Source organism: Planococcus sp. FY231025, from assembly GCF_052078085.1.
GTDB lineage: Bacteria > Bacillota > Bacilli > Bacillales_A > Planococcaceae > Planococcus.
This window is the reverse complement of sequence record NZ_JBQJJG010000007.1, coordinates 75,010-96,769: the sequence shown is the minus strand read 5'-3', so window position 1 is coordinate 96,769 and position 21,760 is coordinate 75,010. Positions and strand designations below refer to the sequence as shown.

Genomic DNA, 21,760 nt, shown 5'->3' with positions numbered 1-21,760 from the left:
CTGTGTTCAAACAAACATAAATTGTATTTTATGGTGCATAGTTTCTGCCATTGAGGGAATAAGATACCAAACTCACTAAATTGTTTATTACGGAACAGCTGCTCATAAAACATAAATGGGTAAAAGCCAGCAAATCGGGGGAAGACTTATGATGATGAAAAAACAACTTACAGTCGGCGATGTGGATTTGAAATGGGATTTAGAAACAGGGGAAGTCTTATTTGACGGCGGAGACGTCGTGTTCTTTTGGATTTCAGCCATGGAAACGTTCTTTGACTCTATCCGGGAAATTGCAGGAACTGAAGCAACAAAACTTGTGTTGGAAACGACCGGTTTCCGTCAAGGCGTCGTCGTTGGCCAAGGATTTTTGCACATGAAAAACATCAACACCTCAAATGTTGTTGAATGGTTAGCCAATACATATGCACCAGCAGGCTGGGGAAAAGTGAAAATTGTAAAGATGGACGAAGAGACGAAACATTTCACGCTTCATATACAAGATGACTGGGAGTACAAAATGAACCAGCAAAAACAGAAAGGCCTTGAAGGCATCTTCGTCCCTTCCCATTACGCCGGCGTATTGACCGGTCTTTTCGGCACGAACTTCTGGTATAAAACGATCCAATATCAAAATGAAGAGAATTCCTACAGCATCGTTGAGTACTATCCGTCCGATATCACCGTGCAGTCGAACATCCACGAGATGTCCAGAAAACAGGAAGCATTAAAGATTCAAGAACTCGAGCGGATGGTCGATGAGAAAACGATGATGCTGCAGAACCTCGTGAAAGAAATTTCTTCCCCCATCATCCCGGTATTGGAAAATATTGTGGTCGTGCCGATGATCGGCAGCTACGACGAAGACCGTTCGGAAGACCTTATGTACAATACGCTGAGCGAACTGCCGAGACATCAGGCGCACTTCCTGCTGCTCGATCTGACCGGCCTGCACAAAAACATTTCCGAACACACCGCCAGGCTGATCGATAAACTTGGAGCCTCTGCCCGGCTTCTGGGCATCGAAACCATATTGGTAGGCGTGTCGCCGGAACTGGCAATGGTAATCATCCAATCCGGCAATAACCTGAACAAATTCGAATGCCTGCAAAGCCTGCAGCACGGCATCTACTATGCGCTGGGCAAAAGCGGCCGGACCATTTCCTAAGCTGTCTTTTCATCCCAAAAACAGAAATACCGCTTCAGCTTTTGCTGGGGCGGCATTTCTAATTTATGAATCCGTACTTTTAAATTAGGAATAGGAGCATCAAGAAGTGTGGAAAACGGGACATCGAAACCCTTAAAAATGGCATTCATATTTACAGCAATGGGGTTTTAACTTATGATAGGACGAATAGGTTAGTTGAAGGAGTGGCAGCGTGAACAAATCAGTAACGAAAAAAATGGACGAAATGCTCGAAGTCTTTAACAGTCTTCCGAATTGTAAAATTGAAACAAATGCAGAAGGCAAGATTTTGATTGCCAGCCATAAACCGGTTCCCTGGAGCGGTTCTCTTGAAAATACGAATGCAGAACCGTTGCACAAAATCGGGTCCATCACGCCCCATAAAGCATCCCTTGGCCTCTATATTGATTTCCCGCATAATCTTTTGGACGTCGACCGGGTCGAGGAGATCATCAATCCGGAAGGAACCTTGATGTATTATGAGCCAGGTACAAAGGCGTCAAATGTGAAAAGCTGGTGGAGATTCCGGTCGGATGAAAACTTTGATAGCATCCATATGGTTCTGAGAAAGATCGAACTGGATATGTATGATTTTAAGCGGGAAGACTGGATCCAATTGATGAAAGAGATCACGGATGTTCATCAATGATTGAAACATAGCTTCAAATAAGAAGAAACGGCCTGTCATCCGAGATCGGAAGACAGGTCGTTTCTCTTTTTTATTAAAAGGCTGAATTTTTCACCGGGACGTAATTATAAGCACCCTTTGCTTGAAATGGGTCGAGCATTTCGCTTCCCAGGGAGCGGCGCAATTCCCGAACAATTTATATAGATGAATAAAACGAAAAGAATTGTATCCCAAATGTTGATAGGCCCGGGGAAGAGATGTATAAAGTATAAATTGTAGTGTATTATCAAAATCGTTTCGAATTGTTTCTTTCCCTGGGAAGCGATTTCCTATTGTATAGCTATGTAACTATCAATAATCCTCTGTTTTGTCTATATCAATATTTTAGAACGCAAAAAGCCACCCTCCAAAGAAGATGGCTTTCCTTTTTCCGACTCCTGTATCCTCGGTTCCTCATATTAATGAAGCAATTATTTATTCTTGCCGTGTTACTATCATTGGAACCTAGTTGGATTTTCTTTTCACCAATCCACATTTCATCTATTTCACTAAAGTGCTGCATCTTTCATACATGACGTACTTGTCATACTGTTTTAAGAGATTCAATTTATTGCTCCTATGCGTTCAACTTAGGCTTCATAAATAGAGTTGAGGGATTAATTTTCGACTTCAAGAATAGCCTCGATTTCTTCTTGGACCTCTCTATTCACCATAAGAGAACGTTTTTTTCTCAATTCAAGATCCATTTCTTTGTCAATGAAATTATTCGTATGTTTATCAAAACAATCGAAACAAATAGAGTAAAAGTCTTTATTCTCTTTCTCTAAAAAATTAAATTCCCACGTTTCAAGTTCCAAATAACTTACTTTATCTTTCGTTTCTTTTCCACATAATTCGCAAGTTGTGTTCATTATAAAAAACCCTTTCATACATCTACCTTTTATTTTTTCCTAGCTGGCGATCTTTAATTCTTTTTAAGCGCCCATGATATTTCAATATATTCGCTTGTGATTGTTTGGCCTCTTCGCTAGTCGGTTGCAAGTTGGCAATGTCCCAGTATTTAACAACTACATCTAATACTTGGTCAAAGTATTGTAGTGGTCCATAATTCGTATCTATTGCAATGGTTTTCATTCTCTCGTTAAATTCTGGCATAACGGCACCTGGCATAGAGAAATTAATAATTACCTTCTCAAAATAAACAATGAAATTCGGATCAAGTTCAAGATGTGCTTTCACTGTGTCGCGATAAAATGCATAATGAAGTGCTTCGTCTTTCGCTACACGTCGAAGTAATGTTGCTAAATCTTTGTCGTAAAGACCCGCTACCTTAGCTACATTATTATAAAAAACGAGTGTAGCCAACTCTTGCAAAGAAGTGTAGGCCATTGTTGCTAGAGGATTCGTGAAATCTGGAAACCAACCACTTTCAACAACTCGTTTTCTTAATTCATGCAATCTTACAGGATCTACGTTTCGTGTCACCAATAAATACGTTTCAAGCAAGTTAGAGTGCTGGTCTTCTTCAGCCGTCCAAGTGCGTACGAAATCATTTATTACTGCCATTGAATTTTTAAATGTATAATCCAAATGCGAAGTATACCAAGGTAAATTTACTTCTGTAAGTAATGCTGTTTCTACCGCTATAATTACACCTTCTGGAAGAGTTACTTGACTCTCATCCCAAGGAACTCGTTTAAAGGACATGGCCTTGTCCCATGGAATAAATTCGTGATAGCTCCAGTCAATATTTGCAGAACGTTCCTTATGTAATTGATATAATTCTTTAATGCGCGGTTCTAAGCGTATATCCAAATCTGAATTTAACATTATCTTTTCTCCTTTAGGTGTTTTTCTAACTTTAAACCATTTGAATTTTTTTAACAATTATTAATGGTAGAACGTTGGTGTAACCGTCAAGTAGGATAGATCAATTTTTCACAAATTCGGTTTTTTAACTTTTAATATTAAATATAGACATTCCTCAATTATTCAACTTAAAAAGCACCCATTTAAGAGTGCTTTAATCTCCCTAATGCGACCGTATAAATCAACTAATCTACAGCCGGCTCTTCTATTTTCCGGATATCAAAAGTATGCCTGTCTAACAAACCATATAGGCGGTCTTGAAACTTACTGTACCTAGCATTCCCAGCATATATACCAACTTGAGTGACCTCATTGACATGATATCTTCCTTCATCATCCTTATAAGCAATACATTCACCGGTACCTAGGTTAAATTTATAACTTATGGCATCATCTAATAGACTTTTTTCAATTTCTTGACCCAAATCTCTTTTAATAAAATTTTGTATACAATCATCTCAAGCTCCTGCAAATAAGCCTCTACTAAAATGACATAAGGTTGGGTGCATTTAGAAAATATTAAATTATTCATCGTACTTGTCTTCATCAGTATTAAAATTGTCTTCTTCTATACCTTCAACTGCGCCGCCTTAATTTGCTGCAGTAATCTTGTAAATCTTGCCGCCATCAGTGATGGAAATAAGCGCGCCATCCTCCGTTACAAGAATATCAAGGAAACGTTCGCCTTCAATAACGACACGTGCAATATAGCTCGACACTAAACCACCGATGAACAAGTTGTTCTCCCATTCAGGAATTGCGTCGTTGTCATAGAATGAACTACCACTTGGCGCACTTGTCGGATCCCAGTAATATCTTGGTTCCACAAAGCCTTGTGCCTCGTGTTCTGAAATACCCTCATTGATTAATTCACCAGAGTACTCGAGACCATAAGAAACAATCGGCCATCCATAGTTATTGCCTGGTTCAATAATATTCAGTTCATCCCCAGCTTGTGGACCGAATTCAACAATCCATAAGTCTCCTGTTTCAGGGTGGAAGTCTATACCTTGAATATTACGGTGACCGTAGCTGTAAATACCATCCAGTGCGTCCTCATCTTCGATAAATGGATTCGTCTCTACTGCTTCTCCATCTTGTGTAATGTGAATCACTTTGCCTAAGTAAGCATCCAAGTCTTGTGCACGGTCACGAGTGGAACTAGACTCCCAAAAAGGATTTCCCCTCCTTAAGGAGAATACATTCTAAAAGGAGTTGTAGAAAATGAATGAAAAAAAAGAGGCAGAAATAAAACACTCTTCAAAAGCAGAAAACATCCTATCTCAGATCACTAGTAAAACCAAGCTAGGCGACTTACGGAAAATCGCGAAAGAAATTAAGAAAGATCACGAACTGGCCATGGAACTTTGGTCAACCGGAGAGTTTTTGCCCAGATTATTAGCCATCTTAATTATGGACAAAAAACTTCTTTCACAAGATGTACTAAACGAGCTCGATAAAGATATGCAGGCTCACCCTTTTGATGAGCGAAATAACTTAATGGATTGGTTAATGGCCAATCAACTGACTAAAGATAAGAAGAATATTGCTTTAATGGAGTCATGGGAAAACAGTCCTTCCCCTCTTCAAAGACGGATTTTCTGGTATTATCAAGGACGATTGAGATGGACTGGACAAACACCGCCTGATAACACCGAAGACTTGCTGTCTGCAATAGAAGCGAATCTTGCGCAGGAAGAACCGGAAGTTCAATGGGCCATGAATCTCACTGCAGGCTGGATAGGCGTCTATGATGAAAAGAATCGCACACGTTGCATGAAAATCGGTGAGAAAACGGGTCTGTACAAAGATGAAATGGTATCAAAAGGATGCACCCCCAACTACTTGCCGGAGTTCATTACAATTGAAGTGAAAAAACGGCATTAAGATAGAAGACAATAATTTATACTATAAGACAAAAAAAGAACCTTGAGAGCGTCAAGGTTCTTTTACAATTTATATATTAAGCATTTAATTTATATTGCTCTGCCTGGCCATACATACCGTTCTCAGCTGTTACGTCGTTCAATTCTGCAATAACGACCTTGGGATTGGAAGGATCAAATACTGTAGAAATATAACTGACTTTAAATGTATACGTAGCTTTTCTCCGGAAGTTTCGATAATCAGGCGAATCTACTGTAGTCGTCCAATAAAAAGCATTGCCATCTCTATCCATTAAAGCGACTACCCGATGTTCGTCATTTTTGAAGCAAGATAAAACCTCAAGATCCCTAGTATATATCTTTCCTTTTTCAAATCCGTTCACTTCTTTGATCGCAAGCACCATCGAAATCCACCTCATTCCATAGTGATATGCTTTTACTATAACAGAACCTGTGTTCGTATACCAGTCAAAAGATCAAAAAAATATAATTTTTAGTTAATAAAGCGATAAAAGGATAAATGAAAATAGTATAAATACATTTTTTTCACGTAAAAACTGTAAAATCCTGCTTCCAGAGAGGCAATTTCTCCAGCGTTTAAACCACCCCTTGCAGAAGTAAATCGAAAAGCGCATACTTAATAGTCGAGAAAATTATTAGGAGTTCGTTAGATATGGAAAACACAGCAACAACACTTACCAAAATCACACCGCAATACGATCCGTGGGAAGCGTATATGGATATCCAGGAACACGGAAAACTGACTTTATCCAGCATCGAATTTACCACGACCTATCTATGCAATATGCGTTGCGAACATTGTGCTGTCGGCTATATGCTGGCACATAAAGATCCGGATGCATTGCCGATCGAGCTGCTCCTTGCACGATTGGATGAAATCCCTCATTTGCGGACGATCAGTCTGACGGGTGGCGAGCCGATGTTTTCAAAGAAATCGGTCGCTAATTATGTGTTGCCGTTATTGAAATACGCCCATGCACGCGGAGTCCGCACCCAAATGAATTCGAATTTGACGATGCCGCTTGAGCGCTATATGGAAATTGCACCCTACTTGGATGTCCTGCACATTTCCCATAACTGGGGCACCATCGATGATTTTGTCGATGGCGGATTTGCCAATATGGAACACAAGCCTTCCCGGGAACGGCGGGCCGAACAATTCCAGCGCATGATCGACAATAGCCGTGCGCTGGCGGAAGCAGGCGTCATGGTATCGGCAGAAACGATGCTGAACAAACGGACATTGCCTCATTTGAAGAGCATCCACAAGCAGATTGTGGAAGAAATGAAATGCGCGCGCCACGAAGTGCATCCGATGTACCCTAGCGATTTCGCCAGCCAATTGGAAGTGCTATCGCTAGATGAAACGAGAAAAGCGATTCATGACTTATTGGACGTGCGTGATGACAATGTCTGGATGTTGTTCGGCACCTTGCCGTTTTACCCGTGCAGCCAAAACGACGAAGACACCAAATTGCTGAACCGCATCCATGCCAGCAAAAACGTCACCGTCCGCAATGACCCGGATGGCCGCTCCCGGTTGAACGTCAACATCTTCACCGGCGAAGTTATCGTCACGGATTTCGGTGATACCCCAGCGATGGGCAATATCCAGACTGATTCGTTGCCGGCCATGTTGGACCGCTGGTTGGAACGGCCATTAGCCAAAACAATCGGCTGCCACTGCCCGGCCGCAAAATGCCTGGGGCCGAATTTGTTGGTGAAAGACGCCTATTACCCGGAAACCGATTTCACTGTCCAAAAATCAAAAATCACCATTTAATATGAAAAGCCCAATCCAGTGGAAGAATCCAACTGGATCGGGCTTTTTGCGGCTTGTTTCTCGGGAAATTTTAAGCCAACTTTAACTCTTGGCATACTCAATCAACCAGCAATCCCGGTATTCTCCTTCATGAAGTTCACGGTTTGGAAGCAATTTCACTTTCTTAAACCCACTCTTTTCATAACAATGGATCGCCCGCGTATTTTGGGTTTGGGGATCCATCACGATCCGGTCTGCGTGCTTCTGTTCAATTAAAAACTTGATCATAGAAGTAACCAGCAACGTGCCAATCCCTTTGTTCCAATACGCGACCTCTCCAATAAATTGGTCGGTTCCATAAACCGTCTCATTGAAATAGCCATATTCCTTTTTCGTCTCTTCATCCAATAGGTAGAACTGGATGTAGCCAATTTCTTTCCCCTCGTATTCCACAATGCACTTAATTGTGTCATCTTCCGGAGCATATAACTTTTCATTCACTTTTTCCAGATCGAACGGATTGTCCCTGCCTTCATAGAATTCCAGAACCCGCGGGTCGGACAGCCATTTTGCCAACAGGACATTATCTTCTTTTTCTAATTGGCGGACCTTCAACTTTCCATTTTGTAAGATCATCATTATTCTTCCCCCCATTAATAAAAGCTGTTATCGAAGCACGTTTTATGTAATTGATCATCTACGTTTTACTATAAAGATTTACCTAAAATAAACCAAATAGGATTTTCATCATTACCTCTCCCCGAACACAAAAAATCAGCCCCCATAAGGAGCTGACTTTTGTCTTTTCTATTGATGCGGATGAAGGGACTCGAACCCCCACGGTGTCTCCACCACTAGACCCTGAACCTAGCGCGTCTGCCAATTCCGCCACATCCGCAAGATGCATCCCCTGCAAAAACAAGGACTATAAATAGTTTGCCTCGGCGAAAACAAAAAGTCAAACAGTAGTTTTTGACTCACCTCTTCATATTGATGAAGAACCATATCTGCAGCGATATTACCCTCTACATAAAACCATAAGCAATAAAAACTGATAAATTAATTATCTAATATTGACAATTCCTATCAATCTACTATACTTTAATGATATCCGATAGGAAAGGTAGGTTTTATTGCCTGTGAACAACCATATTTATTGAAGCCAAAGAAATCAATAAAGTCTATTACGATAAGAACAACCAGCCCAATACGGTGTTGAAAGACATCGACCTCTCCATCCAGAAAGGTGAATTCGTTTCGATCCTGGGCCCATCCGGCTGCGGCAAGTCTACCCTGTTGTCGATGATTGCCGGCCTTGTCCGCGCAACGTCAGGCGACATAACCGTAGACGGCAAGAAAGTCGTGAAGCCAGGAAAAGACCGCGGCATGGTTTTCCAGCAGGCTGCGCTGTTTCCGTGGATGAACGTGACCGAGAACGTCATGTTCCCGCTGCGCAAGGAAATGTCCAAGAAAGAAGGCCAGGAGCGCGCCCATCATTTTTTGAAAATGGTACAGCTCAGCAATTACCCTTCCCATTATCCCCATGAACTGTCCGGCGGCATGCAGCAGCGCGTGTCGATTGCCCGGTCGCTCGCCATGGACCCGGCCGTCCTGTTGATGGACGAACCGTTCGGTGCGTTGGATGAACAGACCCGAAGCCGCCTGCACGGGCAGCTCGAGGAGATCTGGATCGATACAAAAAAGACCATCGTCTTTGTCACCCACAGCATTTCGGAATCGATCAAACTGTCCGACCGGATCCTGGTCATGGGCACGCGTCCCGGCACCATCCTGACCGATATCCGGGTGGACATCCCGCGCCCCCGCGAGCAGCACCGGCAGGAAATCGCGGCACTCGAAGAGCGCATCATGGGCCTTTTGAAAAGGGAGATCGATAAAGTCATAGATGAGGAGCAAGCATATGAAGCCGGCCGTTAAACGCATCATTTTCTTCGCCGCGCTCATCGTGTTCTGGGAACTCGGTTCCCGCTTTGAGCTGTGGCACGAAACCATACTCCCTTCCCCGGTCAGCGTCTACGATTCACTGGTTGCCGGGTTCGCCGATATGACACTGGTCTATGATTTGATTGCGAGTTTCCGTCGTTTGCTGATCGGCCTCGTTGCAGCCGTCATCATCGGGACCGGCATCGGCATCCTGTTGGCACGGTCCAAGACGGCGGACGAAACACTCGGCACCTTGGTGCTCGCGCTGCAGAGTGTGCCAAGCATCGTCTGGCTGCCACTCGCCATGATGTGGTTCGGCCTTGGCGAGGGCTCCATCATTTTCGTCGTCATTCTCGGCGGAACGTTCGTCATGATCCTGAACGTCCGCACCGGCATCAAGAACGTCGATCCCCTGTTCATCAAAGCGGCCCGGACGATGGGCTCGAATGGCCTGGACTTGTTCGTCAAAGTCATCATCCCCGCCTCTGTCCCGTATTTCGTCACGGGTGCGCGCCTCGCATGGGCGTTTGCCTGGCGGGCATTGATGGCCGGCGAACTGCTCAGTTCCGGACCGGGGCTCGGCTATACACTCCGCTACGCATCCGATTTCGGCAATATGTCGCTCGTCATCGGCGTGATGATCATCATCGGCGTCGTCGGCGCAATCGTCGACCTGATGATTTTCCAGCGGATCGAAAAGAACGTCCTCAAGCGCTGGGGATTGGAAAACTAAGATTTTATTCTATGGAATAAAATCTTCCGCCTCTTACATACCGCTTTCGGCAGCAGAACAATCCATTCCAAATAAATTCACTTACAGGAGGAACTCATCTTATGAAACGTATCTTTTCACTACTTGCTCCCCTTGCGTTGGCTGGCACGTTGGCCGCCTGCGGTTCACCCGGCGAAGATTCATCTTCGGTCACCATCGGCTACTTCCCGAACCTGGATCACGTTCCGGCCATGGTCGCGAAAGACCAGGAATTATATGAGAAGAACCTGAAAGACGGCACAACCGTCGAATATGTCACGTTCGCGGATGGGGCGGATTTCATGACTGCTCTGAAAACCGGTGACATCGATGCCGGCCTTGTCGGCCCTGGCCCTGCCATGAACAACTACACGAACGGTGCAGACGTCACCATGATTGCCGGCGGCGCTTCAGGCGGCACCGTCGTCATGGCGAGAAACGGCAGCGGCATCGACTCCATCGAGGACTTTGCCGGCAAGACGTTCATCACGCCGCGTGTCGGCTGCACGCACGACGTCCAATTTGAAACCTACATGAAAGAAAACGGCATCACCTCCAACCGCATCGGCGGCGAAATGCTCCACCAGACAGGCAACCCTGCCCAGTACGAAGCGATGTTCGCCACTGGAAAAGTGGATGTCGCCGTAGCGCCGGAACCTTGGGCTTCGGTACTCAAGCAAAACACGGGCGCCAAAGTCATCATCGAACCCGACGAGATTTCCTTCGGCACGACATTGCCCGCTTCCGTTCTGGTCACTTCAAGCAAACTGATCGAAGAAAACCCTGAAATGGTCCAAGGCATAGTCGATGCACATAAAGAAGCGACGGAATTTATCGCCCAAAATCCGGACGAGGCAAAAGAAATCACCATCAACTCCATCGATGACATCACCGGCCAGAAACTCGAAGCCTCGATTATCGATGGCGCATGGGATAACATGATTTTCGACACGGCCCTAGCTCCTGAAGAAATCCAGGCATTCGGCGATTCCTCGTTCGACTTGAAGTTCCTGAAAGAGCAGCCGGATTTCGCGTTGTTGACGGATACGCAGTTTTTGGAATAAGGGTTTATGGGACAGCAGAGATTTTTTCTGCTGTTTTTTTGTGTATTTTTCTTAAGCAATGGTATTAACAATGAGAAGACATAAGGAATCAGAAAATTCTCTAACAACTATTAAGAGTGTGTAAATAAATAGCCGCTTCGGGGAATATTGATTTCTTTGGAGTGGTTCTATTAGTTTTGTAAATTGCATAACCTTCACAAAGTCTTATGGAATTATTCATTTTCCAGAATATATCTATTTTGAGTGCGTTTAAAAACCGTATGTTGAAATAAATTCTAAATTATGACACTAAAAGAATGATTTTCTTTTAAACTGACCAAAAAAGTTAGAAAAAAATTAAGCAACTTGTTCGACCTGAGTCCGGTATTCTACCAGGATCAAGGAATAAGGAAAGCAGCCAAACGATAGAATCAATTGCTTAGTAGTCTTTCATGGGATTAGTCATTTAGTTTGAATAATATTTATTTAAAATAAATTTCTCCAAACTTCATAATTGACAACTAATGTAGTCTATTTTAATATTGATATATAAAGTATTGTTTATGAGGGGGGTGAATGAATGTTTACAGTGTCCGAAATATGCAACTTATTGGATGTCTCTATCGAAACAGTGCGCAGGTGGATACGTTCAGGTGAACTGAAGGCTCAAAAGAACGGGAAAAGTTATCTCGTATCTAGAAAAGACCTTCGTGAATACCTAAGTGAAAAGCATAGTCCAAACTCCCCTCTCCTTAAAGCAGTGGACGAAAAGAAAGGAACAGAATTAGTAGGAGCCTATTTAGAAAGTATCGGTGATCCAAATGAAGATCAAGAAGAAGTTGAAAGTCCAGTTCTTGAAAATCAAGATGCTATCCAAAGACTCTTTACTCTGGAAGAAGAGATACTGACGCATGAATTGAAAGTAAACGAACTCAAGGGAAAAATTCTCTCACTACGTAAAGAAGCCTTGGAGATTCGAAGAAAATTACTATAATTGGAGGATGGAATCCTATGAATTTTGAGAAAAGAAGCGAACTGCACGACTCAACACTGCAATACCTGGTTAACAATAGCTACAACAATTTTAGAGCACCCCTATATCCGATGGATCAGGAATTACAGCCCCTTCGGGAAGTCATAAAAAATTATTCAAACAGTTCCATTGAAGAATATAATTTGGTGTGGAATGCTGCCTTGGCTACCAATACCTTTTACCAAGAGCTCTACCGCAGATTTACACCTCAAATCCACCATGCAGAATTCATAAAAAAAGCTGGAGATGTCATACTTGATATTAACGACATGTGGCACATAATCGAGTTGAAAACGACGACAAATGCAGAAGAAATTTATTGTATAAACTTTGATTCCTTTAGGGTTTATGATTCTCTTCCTATGAATGTCAGGGATTTTATCCATATCCTCTTTTACAATGCTGTCACCCAGAGTTTTTGGATTGCGCGATACAACGATTTGAAGTTCCAGAGCACATGTTACGTATATCCAGAAGTCGATCCTCAGCGCTATAACTTTATCAGAAGCTATAGTCGATTTTATGACATTAAAACCAATGACAACCCAAACGTTTCATCATATATTGATAAAACACAGAACGCATATTTTAAAATTGATCTTCGGAAGCAAGCATCGGGCGTATTGTCGCCTATATCGGAGCATATCCAAAAAATCAGACACAATACCATAATTACCCACTAAACATGCACCCTATGACAATGACATTCCTTCGAGTTTTCTAATTCATTCGCCTAATTTCAAAAGAACAACTTTGATTTTGGACTTAAGAATGGCAAGAAATTAAACTTTAAGCGGAATAGGATATAAAGAATGGCCGATCAAATAGCTTTACCGATGTCGAAAAAGTAATTAAATTTCTCGACGACGAGGAGTAGTTAACTGCTCACCCACTACTAATAAATATGGAGGAGTTACTATGACCCGTGAAATTAATTTGTATGTGGATGATTTAAGGGATTGTCCAAAAGGCTTTGTAGTTGCTCGGAACGTTGACGAAGCTTTAGAGTACCTTAGAAATTGCTCCGTTAACATCCTTTCTCTAGACCATGATTTAGGGGAAGATTCAGAAGGAAACCTTCTTCCAACTGGTTATGACCTTGTAAAGATTTTTTGTGAAGAAGGTTATCGTGCTAATAAAATTTATATTCACACTGATAATGGGGCGGGGCGAGAGAATATGTTCCATACATTAAAAGGTGCTCAACGGCGTGGATTTATCGATCAAGATATTGAAATTTATCACTACTCGATTACTATAAACAGATATTCAGGCAATTGAGTCGCAGTAACTTTCAGAGACTTCTTGTCGCAGTAGTTTAATTCTGTTTCCTAGGAAATCACACAATTCAAAGAAATTACCATCAACACAATCGATAACATCACCTGGCAGAAGCTCGAAGCCTCCGTCATCGACGGCACCTGGGATAATAAGCCGGATTTTAATTGCCAGCCATAACTCGGTTCCCTGGAGTGAAACCCTTGAAAAGACCGATTTGGAATCGATGCATAAAACCGGGTCTATCACCCCCGTTGAGCATCCCTCGGCCTCTATATCGATTTACCCCATAATCTTTTGGATGTTGATCGAGTCGAGGATATCATCAATCCTGAAGGCATCTAGATGTATTATTCGCCAAGTCCCAATGCCCTTAAAATGAAAAGCTGATGGAGGTTCCGGTCAGATGAAAATTTCGATAGGATCCATTTGGTTCTGCGGAAGATCGAACTGGAAATGTATGATTTTAAGCGAGAAGACTGGATTCAATTGATGGAAGAGATTACCGGGGTTCATCAATAATTAATAACATAGCTTTAAATAAGCAAAATTTAAGACCTGCCATCCAAAAATGGAGAGCAGGTCTTAAATTTTGATTTGAATTCCGCTTCCCTTGGAGGGGCACAATTATGAATATTACTAAACGTCAAAAATTATGAAAAAGCTGCCCTTCTATACGGATGAGCTGCATCGAAAATGATAGACATAACAAATAATTAAGGTTCCGTTCATCATTGAGATGACTTAACGATACAAAGATATAAGTTACTTTTATAAAGTAAAAGTTGAAAGTTCACATAAATTTAAAATTCATTTAAATAACTATGATCTCCAAAAGGGATTTAAGCATTAATTATATTCTAGTATTTGGATAAAAAGGTTATAATAGTTTCAATAATATTAAGGATGTGGAGAAATGGAAAATAAAGAATGGGACAAGGAATTAGAAAAAATTTTAAAAGATATGGGCATTGAAGGAAGTCCAATGGTTGTAATTCACGAAAGATTAAAAAAAGACTTTGATAAAGTATTAAATATCGGGTTTATTGGATCTCCTGGAGTTGGAAAATCTACCTTGATGGATAAAATTGCTGGAAAAAAGATAACTGACTCAGGAATTAAACCAGGTGTAGCAGTTACAAAGCATGTATGGGGTGAAAATGGTTCAATTGTATTTTATGATCTACCCGGGTATAACGGACTTCCAAAAGAACATAATCCAGAAAAATTTTGGGATCAATTTGAGCTTGATGAATTTGATATTTTAATTTGTATGTTTTCAAATAAGTTAAATGAAGATGACGCTAACTTTTTTAATCTAGCTATTAAGCATGCTAATGACGTAATTTTTGTAAGAAGTAAATCCGATGATATTTTTGATGATGAAAAAACTGTAGATGAATTAAAAATAGAAATCGAAGAAACATATGTTAAAAAATTATTTGGACTTGAATATTCACTATTATTTATTAGCTCTCGTACGGGAGAAGGGTTATCAGAATTACAAGATACAATTGCTCAACGTCTCAGTTCTGATTTACAAGAAAAATTTCATCGAAATGCTCAAGCTTATTCAGAATCCTTTCTAAACGCTAAAGAAAAGGCTTCGTTGAAAACTGTTTTGTTTTATTCCACTATAAGCGCTGGTTCTAGTGCAATACCAGTAGGTGGTGGAATTCTGATAGATATAAAGAATAATATTAAAATGGTAAAAGCAATAGGGAAAAACTTTGTTCTGACCGAAAAAAGATTGTCAATTCTAACAGATAACTCAAAAGACAAAATGGAAGAGTATAATGTGTTTTTAGGTCTATTGAAAGCAGGTGTAGGTGCAAAGGATATATATATGCCTCTATTGAAGAAATATGCCCCTAAAATTGCATTGGCCAATGGTGGGAAACTCTTACCTATTGTTGGGGCAGGTGCAAGTTTTTCTTTAACATTTTACATGGGTAAACAAGCAATTAATTCGTGCAAAGAAATTTCAAGAGAATTATTGCAGAAAGAAATTAATAATTTTAATAAAAGCTGAATTAAATAATTAGAATACTATATGTCTGGTTTTTTAAATTTAATTAGGAGATTTTGTATGCAGTTTTTGTACAACTCAAATTGCAGTTAACATAGGATGGCTTTTTTCTATTATAAATTTCCGCTAGCCTTTTAGTTCTGTTTATAACATTGTGCAAGCAGTTCAAAGCTCCGATAAAATAAGGAGGAAAAGAATTGATTGAAAACGAACTTACTAACAAAATAGAAAATTTTTTCAGCAAGGAAATTACCGATACTAAAATATATCTGATTTTTAGAAGTGTAGATGATGAAACAAATGAATATCTATACTCCAGTTCATATTTCGGTTTTAAAGGAAAGGATTATGAAACCTTTAAAGAAGATTATGTCGAATATCTTATAGAAGCGGTTAAAGATAAAGAACTAACCGAATACGATATTGCTGTTACAGAAAAAGGCTCGATTGAAACAATACCATCATCACATGTGCCCAATTTGACAAAAGTTAAAGAAGTACTATCGCCACCAGAAAGTCGAACCATAATAGAGGATCGAGATTTCGACCCGGTTAAAATTTGGGGTTATGTTATTGTTATGAAAAATAAAGATGACAAGGTAATACGGACTTATCGTAAGCAAGTTAATGCTAAGTTAATGAAAGAGAGTAAAGTCTTAAACTTCCTCCAAGGCGAAGTAAAAATAATTAAGAGTGACGATAGGCTTATCTTAGACTTTAAGGCTGACGCTATTGAATTTGAAGATAAGTGCTTTGTTACCAACAACCATTATTTTAATCAATTCTTTTCATATACAGAGGCACATGTTAATTATGCAAATGCCAATTTTGACGGGTTAAAGGAAATTGACATAATTGAAAACTTTGATGATTTCCATTCAAGGTGTATTGAAAGCGTTACACTTGTTAAACGCTTGGTCGCAGTTATTAAAGAAGATAGATTAACATGGCTAAAAGACAATTTTAGCAAAGCCAAAAAAGTAGCTACCGATTATGGACTTAAAATTGAGTTTGATGGGGATAAAATAAAATATAATAGCAAGAACTGTAATATATCTGATGTTATTACCTTAATACGAGGCGGGTGTGTAACGGATGCTGTTGACATGGAACGATATATTGCTTCCTCAGTAAGAAAGATTGGTAGTACAACAAGATAGTAAAGGAGAAATGTAGGTGCTAAATAAAAAAAAATTAAAAGCAAATATAATATTATTATTAAGCGCCTATATCCCTCTTTACTTAACTGTTATCGTCCAAAACTTCTTCTCTTTATGGGATAAATTAAGTTCGAAATATAATATTTCTTTTACTGATTTATTTAATTTCAGAAAAATAAAAAATAATTTCAATGAATTGTTTCAATTTCCAGAAACTTGGATAATGACAATATTTATTGTACTTATACTTTTACTGTTCAGCTTGATTTTTCTAATGTTATTAAACACTTATAGTACCAATAGTAGTCTTAGTTACGAAGCGAAGGTCGTAAATGTTGAAGATAAGAACCACGAATATCTTACGAGTTACATAGCCGTCTATATATTACCCTTTATTACATTAAATCTGACCACTTATAGCGGTTTAACTCAATTCTTAATACTGTTCTTATTTATAGGTTACATTTACTTAAAGTACGAAATGATTTACATCAATCCAATATTAAACATATTTTTTCGGTTAAACGCTTATGACGTTCATTATAAGGTAAAGGACAATGATAAGACTTATAACACAGTATTGTTATCTAAGAAAGATAGAGAAACGTTAACAAAAATGGCTATAAAAGTAAAAGGCTCTAACGGAATCTTAATTGATCTTGACAAAGAGAAATAAATAATATCATTTTTATAAAATTAAAGAACTTTTATAATTGAATACATTTTACTTCAACATTCGAATGTATCCTTAATTTCATTTCTTAAGGAGCAGCATTATTTAATACAGCTTTACTTTTGCTTCCTTGAGTAACACAATGCTGTACGCGAAATAAATGCACCTGTTTCAGAAATCAAATTTAAAGAGAAATACATCGAAGACTTCAAGTGGTAAACGGCTTTCCTCCATTTCGCATTTTACCAGCAGTTACTAAATAATCCCTGTTAACGGCTCAATTATGAATACTTACGGACTTCATAAAAAAAACAAATGCTACCTTTGAAATCAGTTGATTTCATTAGAGGTGTCTTTTCTCTATGCAATTATAGCTTACAAACTAAATCGTTCCATACACAGGGACGCGATTTTGTAAATAGTAGCTAATGGTCAAAATCGCTTAGAATTGTCTTTTACATAAGGACGGTTCAGTTATTACATACCAAGGAGAGAAAATTAATGACCAACAACAATAAGATAAAAACAGAGTATGAAAAGAATGCTTCTAGCTTAAACAATTATATTCAAGATATGATTAAAGTAGTGAAGTTAATTGAGACTAATATTAGTTGCATTCATGATGAAAATTTTTTAAAAACTTTTTTAGATGAGCTTATTGAACTAAAAATAATTGCAGAAAAATATAGTAATACGTCTGATATAAACTCAGATTCACCTGTTGCCGCTATGATTTTTTATCAACAACTAAAAATTAAGTTTTCTGAAATTTCAGATATATACTACTCACAAAAAAATTACCAGTCTATACTACAAATATCAGAACACTGCGAAATAATTAACCAAGAAATAAATTATCTTAGGTCTGAATTATAATTAAGTATTTATTAATAATGACTTCACTTCTCAAGAACAACGCAATTTTGAAAGATTGTATTGACAGAAATGAACCGTGTGCAAATCCAGGCGAGCCCTCTCGTTTTAAATCTCCTGAGCATCCAGCTGGAGAATCTCTCGATATTTGATCATAAAAAACCTCCTACACAATAAATTTACGAACAAGTCCGCAAACCAATTATATAGGAGTGGTTCTTTTAGATGGCTATATGCAGAGACAACTAAAGTATTATAATGGATAACAACAAAATTCCACATAGTAAAAAGAGCTGTGACGATGAATATACGAGAAAAAGAGAAATGATGAGAAGACTTTTTCTAAATTATTTGTAGAATATATTAGAAGCTAGATTTCGATACAAGGATTTTTTCTTAACTCAAGATATTTTACGCTTTCAAAAGCTATAGCAAAGCTTATTTCTCAAATTCATGATTTATAACTCACCATAATTCCTATTATGATGAAAAGGAAAACGCCCACTATTTTATAGTGAGCGTTTCTATATTATATCTCATGACTTAAACTTCGATTTAATCTGCGGCACCACCTTTGTAAGAAACGGTGTTAAAGCAAAGTTATGCATGAGTTGATTAGGTCCTTGCTTTTTTGTTGCAGCAGAGAAATCCAAACTACCAATCAAGTCATCAATGTATGGAATATCTTGAGGTGAAGTTGTTGAATAAGCTTCGACAGACTTTTCAAAAATTTTACCGTTTATTCCCCACTCATCAGCAACTTCATAAATTAGTTCTCTCTTCTTATCATTTTTCCAATCTTCAAATGCTTGATCAAAATGAATGTCACTAGAAACATTCCCAGGTTGTAATTCTTCCACGACAAATTCTCTCAGTAATTTAGCTTGTTCATGCTCACCGAAGTTACTCAATTCTTCAATTTCTTGATGGATGATGCGTAAAGTTTCTGCATCAACCGTTTGAACACCGTTCGTTGAGGTTGCTTTAGATCCGATTAAGTTCAGAATATGATTGGCATCTATGATTTGCGAACCTGCAATTTTCGTTTTACCTGCTAAAGTAGGAGCTGTCGTGCCTGGTAACTCTTCTCCTTCTTCAAAGGTTAAGTTACGATAGGCGCCGATATATTGAAGCCATGTACGTTCATCCATACCAAAGGCTACATCATCCCACGCATATTCATAATACTGCTCGACTAAGTTAAATTGTACGGCAGCTTTTTTGTAAACTTGTATGAACTGTTTCTTCTCCTCTTCAATTGGTTCAATCGATTGCCAGTTTGTTGGATCAGGTAATGTATTCACCATCTCTATAAATGCGAGTTTTAACCTCTCGACTGCCGTTGGGTAGGGCTCGACAATTGCTTTACTGCTTGTTCCCCCGCTACCATAGAGTTTCAAGGCAATGTTGACCATTTCTTCAGTGATTTTTGGATATTGAAAATTAATAATCGTTCCAAATTCCTTATTGTTTCCATACACACGATTCGTTCTAGAATATGCTTGAATCAATCCATGTAATTCTAGCGATCTGTCTACATAAAGTGTATTGAGTAGTTTAGAATCATAGCCTGTTAGTAATTGATCGGCTACGATGACGAGGTCTATATTTTTTGGACTGCGTCCACTTCCCCCTCTCGTCGCACGTTCAATCACATCTTCAAAATATCCGTTTTCTCCGCGCTTTTTATCGCCAGCCACGAATTCAATTCCGGTAAATGCCCCGTATTCTTTAAACATATTTTGAATGATGACAGGATCTACTCGTTCGGTCTCTTCCTCACTGCCAAAACTAAATGTCATGGCAATGTTTAATTGAATATCTCTTTCGGCCATCTGCTTTTTAAATTCTTTGAAGTAAGCCAGTACACGTTTTTTATAAGCGACTGTTAAAATCGCATTAAATTCTCGGTTTTGAGACTGGGCATTCCACTGTGTTAATATTTCTTCGACAACTCTTGGAATATGTGTCTCATCGTAGTAAACGAGTAATCCTTCTTTTTTCGCTGTTTTTTCAACATCTAAATCTGATAGCTGTTGTATTTCTCGTTCTATTTCCTTTACTTCCATATCTGGATTCTGGTTCTGAAGTAACTCAACAAGTTGGTCTCTGAGATCTTCATAACTCTTAAATTCACCTGTATTAATGTAATCGACATGGAAGCCTAAAACGTTTCTGTCTGCAATCGCTTCATCAATCGTGTACTTGTGAATAAGTGGTCCAAATAGTTTTTCAGTCGTATCGATTAGTTCACTTTTTTCATTTATTTTTCCTTTAGCCTGATTTTCATCAAACAAGGGTGTTCCAGTATAGCCAAAGAATAAACTGTTCTTGCTGAAGTACCGTTTAATCGTCCCCATCATTTGCCCCATTGTTGTCCGATGTGCTTCGTCTATAACAAATACGATTCGCTTATTAGCGAGACCTGTATCGTTTGCTTCCACCAAATCTTTCACTAAGCTATTTAGCTTGAATGTCGTTGTTACAACGATGCCATTATTAGGGGAATGCATGATTTTACGCAACTGATATGTATGTTGGGTATCGTCTACAGAAACAGATTCATACGCTGCATAGGCTTTGAAGTTTTCGCTTGTACGACTGTCTAACTCACGACGATCTACGAGGAAAACCACCTTATCAAAGCCGGCTCGTGTTGATAGAAAGAGAGCTGTTTTAAAGCTCGTAATTGTTTTCCCTGAACCTGTCGTATGCCACACATAGCCGCCGTGCGGAATACGGTCTTCATTATCCCAGCCAAATGCTGCGCCTTCAACAGCTTGTAGGGCATGCACTTGGTATGAACGCATCAGCATATGACGACGATTGTCTTCTTCTCTTGCTTCATCAATTACTAAATAGTCCCCAACCATTTGGTGCGCCATTGGAATCATGAAAAATTGGTTAATGACTTCTTCCCAGTTGTTCACAGGGATATTGTCTTTATCTGCCCAGTGGAAGAGGAAACTTGGATTGAAGTCATGCACCGTTTTAGGCGTCGCAAAATAACGTGTCGCAACTTCAGAAGTCACGACCATCATTTGTGAAAATGCCATGAAATTTAGCGTATATTCCCCAGCTTGGTAGTAACGTTTGAACTGGATATAGGCTTCATCAAGCGTTTTATCTGCACGTTTTTGTTCGATATTAATAAGTGGTAAGCCATTGATGAGTAAAACAAGGTCAAAGCGATTGCCGGTTGGTGTCATTACTTCTCTTGCAATGGTGTAACTAGAATCTCCCCCACTAACTTGCGCTTTTTTAAAAATGGTTAGTGTGATTTGTTCTCTAGTCACTCGAGGATCAGGGTCTCGATAAATGCCATCAATCTTCCCTTTAGATCCTTCCATCGCTAATAATTTCGCCGCTTCAAAACTATTGGCGATTTGGTTCACTTGAGCCATCACTTGACTAAACTCATTATCTGTTAACGGAACACTTTCTAATTGATCGACGTTAAGACGGTTCAATTCTCCACGCCAATGATTGATTAAATCATTCGTCGTTACTTGGTGTTTGGTCCCATCAAGTTCTTCAGGTGATTCCCATTTGAAGCGTTTTAACTTTTCTACAAAACGACCTTGAAAACTTGCTTCTGACACACTCTTTGGTGCATTACTCATTAGA

The 21,760-nt window shown here is 39.4% G+C and carries 19 protein-coding genes, 1 tRNA gene and 1 pseudogene; 14 read left to right on the top strand and 7 right to left on the bottom strand.

Going from position 1 to position 21,760, the window contains the following annotated elements:
* Positions 1-151: 151 nt before the first annotated feature.
* Both ACTL32_RS10340 and ACTL32_RS10335 read left to right on the top strand, forming a co-directional pair.
* Positions 152-1,165: an STAS domain-containing protein gene (locus ACTL32_RS10340; RefSeq protein ID WP_441341397.1), complete on the top strand. Its 1,014-nt coding sequence runs from the start codon at positions 152-154 to the stop codon at positions 1,163-1,165.
* 211 nt (positions 1,166-1,376) lie between these two features.
* Positions 1,377-1,832, top strand: coding sequence for a hypothetical protein (locus ACTL32_RS10335; protein WP_441341396.1), 456 nt, complete (start codon positions 1,377-1,379; stop codon positions 1,830-1,832).
* Positions 1,833-2,467: 635 nt separating this feature from the next.
* Here ACTL32_RS10335 and ACTL32_RS10330 read toward each other — a convergent pair.
* The 3 genes and pseudogenes from ACTL32_RS10330 to ACTL32_RS10320 all read right to left on the bottom strand — a co-directional run.
* Entirely contained in the window at positions 2,468-2,722 is a 255-nt protein-coding gene (locus tag ACTL32_RS10330) for a hypothetical protein (protein ID WP_441341395.1), read from the bottom strand.
* A gap of 22 nt (positions 2,723-2,744) precedes the next feature.
* Positions 2,745-3,641: an acyl-ACP desaturase gene (locus ACTL32_RS10325; protein WP_441341394.1), complete on the bottom strand. Its 897-nt coding sequence runs from the start codon at positions 3,639-3,641 to the stop codon at positions 2,745-2,747.
* A gap of 629 nt (positions 3,642-4,270) precedes the next feature.
* Positions 4,271-4,828: pseudogene (locus ACTL32_RS10320) on the bottom strand (PQQ-dependent sugar dehydrogenase); the annotation flags it as partial.
* A gap of 76 nt (positions 4,829-4,904) precedes the next feature.
* Between ACTL32_RS10320 and ACTL32_RS10315 the strand changes: the two are divergent.
* On the top strand, positions 4,905-5,567 hold the full coding sequence (locus ACTL32_RS10315; protein WP_441341393.1) for a DNA alkylation repair protein: 663 nt from the start codon (positions 4,905-4,907) through the stop codon (positions 5,565-5,567).
* A gap of 76 nt (positions 5,568-5,643) precedes the next feature.
* Here the strand turns inward: ACTL32_RS10315 and ACTL32_RS10310 are convergent, their stop codons facing one another.
* Complete coding sequence (locus ACTL32_RS10310) at positions 5,644-5,970, bottom strand: hypothetical protein (RefSeq protein WP_441341392.1); 327 nt, start codon at positions 5,968-5,970, stop codon at positions 5,644-5,646.
* 269 nt (positions 5,971-6,239) lie between these two features.
* Between ACTL32_RS10310 and yfkAB the strand changes: the two genes are divergently transcribed.
* Positions 6,240-7,370: a radical SAM/CxCxxxxC motif protein YfkAB gene (gene yfkAB / locus ACTL32_RS10305; RefSeq protein WP_441341391.1), complete on the top strand. Its 1,131-nt coding sequence runs from the start codon at positions 6,240-6,242 to the stop codon at positions 7,368-7,370.
* Positions 7,371-7,451: 81 nt separating this feature from the next.
* Here yfkAB and ACTL32_RS10300 read toward each other — a convergent pair whose 3' ends face one another.
* Both ACTL32_RS10300 and ACTL32_RS10295 read right to left on the bottom strand, forming a co-directional pair.
* Complete coding sequence (locus ACTL32_RS10300; RefSeq protein ID WP_441341658.1) at positions 7,452-7,985, bottom strand: GNAT family N-acetyltransferase; 534 nt, start codon at positions 7,983-7,985, stop codon at positions 7,452-7,454.
* A 178-nt stretch (positions 7,986-8,163) separates the two neighbouring features.
* Positions 8,164-8,247, bottom strand: a tRNA-Leu gene (locus ACTL32_RS10295).
* Between the two features lie 251 nt (positions 8,248-8,498).
* On the opposite strand from ACTL32_RS10295, the gene ACTL32_RS10290 reads away from it, so the two are divergent.
* The 10 genes from ACTL32_RS10290 (at position 8,499) to ACTL32_RS10245 (ending at position 18,136) form a co-directional block, all read left to right on the top strand.
* Complete coding sequence (locus ACTL32_RS10290; protein ID WP_441341657.1) at positions 8,499-9,287, top strand: ABC transporter ATP-binding protein; 789 nt, start codon at positions 8,499-8,501, stop codon at positions 9,285-9,287.
* A complete protein-coding gene (locus ACTL32_RS10285) occupies positions 9,271-10,026 on the top strand; it encodes an ABC transporter permease (protein WP_441341390.1) in 756 nt (251 codons plus the stop codon). The genes ACTL32_RS10290 and ACTL32_RS10285 overlap by 17 nt, the downstream gene beginning before the upstream one ends.
* Before the next feature lie 101 nt (positions 10,027-10,127).
* The gene (locus ACTL32_RS10280; protein ID WP_441341389.1) at positions 10,128-11,108 is read left to right on the top strand and encodes an ABC transporter substrate-binding protein; all 981 of its coding nucleotides are present in this window, start codon (positions 10,128-10,130) and stop codon (positions 11,106-11,108) included.
* 559 nt (positions 11,109-11,667) lie between these two features.
* Entirely contained in the window at positions 11,668-12,081 is a 414-nt protein-coding gene (locus ACTL32_RS10275; RefSeq protein ID WP_441341388.1) for a helix-turn-helix domain-containing protein, read from the top strand.
* A gap of 17 nt (positions 12,082-12,098) precedes the next feature.
* Positions 12,099-12,803, top strand: coding sequence for a hypothetical protein (locus ACTL32_RS10270; protein WP_441341387.1), 705 nt, complete (start codon positions 12,099-12,101; stop codon positions 12,801-12,803).
* Between the two features lie 235 nt (positions 12,804-13,038).
* Entirely contained in the window at positions 13,039-13,401 is a 363-nt protein-coding gene (locus ACTL32_RS10265; RefSeq protein ID WP_441341386.1) for a cyclic-phosphate processing receiver domain-containing protein, read from the top strand.
* 913 nt (positions 13,402-14,314) lie between these two features.
* Positions 14,315-15,430 (top strand): GTPase domain-containing protein, encoded by a 1,116-nt coding sequence (locus ACTL32_RS10260; protein ID WP_441341385.1) that lies wholly within the window; start codon positions 14,315-14,317, stop codon positions 15,428-15,430.
* Between the two features lie 194 nt (positions 15,431-15,624).
* Positions 15,625-16,587, top strand: a complete 963-nt coding sequence (locus ACTL32_RS10255; RefSeq protein ID WP_441341384.1) for a Kiwa anti-phage protein KwaB-like domain-containing protein — start codon at positions 15,625-15,627, stop codon at positions 16,585-16,587.
* Positions 16,588-16,603: 16 nt separating this feature from the next.
* Positions 16,604-17,263 carry a hypothetical protein gene (locus tag ACTL32_RS10250; protein ID WP_441341383.1) on the top strand — a complete coding sequence of 220 codons (660 nt, stop codon included), beginning with the start codon at positions 16,604-16,606 and terminating at the stop codon, positions 17,261-17,263.
* A gap of 498 nt (positions 17,264-17,761) precedes the next feature.
* Positions 17,762-18,136, top strand: a complete 375-nt coding sequence (locus tag ACTL32_RS10245) for a hypothetical protein (protein ID WP_441341382.1) — start codon at positions 17,762-17,764, stop codon at positions 18,134-18,136.
* A 533-nt stretch (positions 18,137-18,669) separates the two neighbouring features.
* Here ACTL32_RS10245 and ACTL32_RS10240 read toward each other — a convergent pair.
* A complete protein-coding gene (locus ACTL32_RS10240) occupies positions 18,670-21,756 on the bottom strand; it encodes a type I restriction endonuclease subunit R (RefSeq protein ID WP_441341381.1) in 3,087 nt (1,028 codons plus the stop codon).
* Between the last annotated feature and the right edge of the window lie 4 nt (positions 21,757-21,760).

What these genes read in the sequence shown, in the direction of transcription:
- ACTL32_RS10340 (WP_441341397.1), top strand. Translation starts at nt 152, where the DNA reads ATGATGAAAAAACAACTTACAGTCGGCGATGTGGATTTGAAATGGGAT.
- ACTL32_RS10330 (WP_441341395.1), bottom strand. Translation starts at nt 2,722, where the DNA reads ATGAACACAACTTGCGAATTATGTGGAAAAGAAACGAAAGATAAAGTA.
- ACTL32_RS10325 (WP_441341394.1), bottom strand. Translation starts at nt 3,641, where the DNA reads ATGTTAAATTCAGATTTGGATATACGCTTAGAACCGCGCATTAAAGAA.
- ACTL32_RS10315 (WP_441341393.1), top strand. Translation starts at nt 4,905, where the DNA reads ATGAATGAAAAAAAAGAGGCAGAAATAAAACACTCTTCAAAAGCAGAA.
- ACTL32_RS10310 (WP_441341392.1), bottom strand. Translation starts at nt 5,970, where the DNA reads ATGGTGCTTGCGATCAAAGAAGTGAACGGATTTGAAAAAGGAAAGATA.
- yfkAB (WP_441341391.1), top strand. Translation starts at nt 6,240, where the DNA reads ATGGAAAACACAGCAACAACACTTACCAAAATCACACCGCAATACGAT.
- ACTL32_RS10300 (WP_441341658.1), bottom strand. Translation starts at nt 7,985, where the DNA reads ATGATCTTACAAAATGGAAAGTTGAAGGTCCGCCAATTAGAAAAAGAA.
- ACTL32_RS10285 (WP_441341390.1), top strand. Translation starts at nt 9,271, where the DNA reads ATGAAGCCGGCCGTTAAACGCATCATTTTCTTCGCCGCGCTCATCGTG.
- ACTL32_RS10280 (WP_441341389.1), top strand. Translation starts at nt 10,128, where the DNA reads ATGAAACGTATCTTTTCACTACTTGCTCCCCTTGCGTTGGCTGGCACG.
- ACTL32_RS10275 (WP_441341388.1), top strand. Translation starts at nt 11,668, where the DNA reads ATGTTTACAGTGTCCGAAATATGCAACTTATTGGATGTCTCTATCGAA.
- ACTL32_RS10270 (WP_441341387.1), top strand. Translation starts at nt 12,099, where the DNA reads ATGAATTTTGAGAAAAGAAGCGAACTGCACGACTCAACACTGCAATAC.
- ACTL32_RS10265 (WP_441341386.1), top strand. Translation starts at nt 13,039, where the DNA reads ATGACCCGTGAAATTAATTTGTATGTGGATGATTTAAGGGATTGTCCA.
- ACTL32_RS10260 (WP_441341385.1), top strand. Translation starts at nt 14,315, where the DNA reads ATGGAAAATAAAGAATGGGACAAGGAATTAGAAAAAATTTTAAAAGAT.
- ACTL32_RS10245 (WP_441341382.1), top strand. Translation starts at nt 17,762, where the DNA reads ATGACCAACAACAATAAGATAAAAACAGAGTATGAAAAGAATGCTTCT.
- ACTL32_RS10240 (WP_441341381.1), bottom strand. Translation starts at nt 21,756, where the DNA reads ATGAGTAATGCACCAAAGAGTGTGTCAGAAGCAAGTTTTCAAGGTCGT.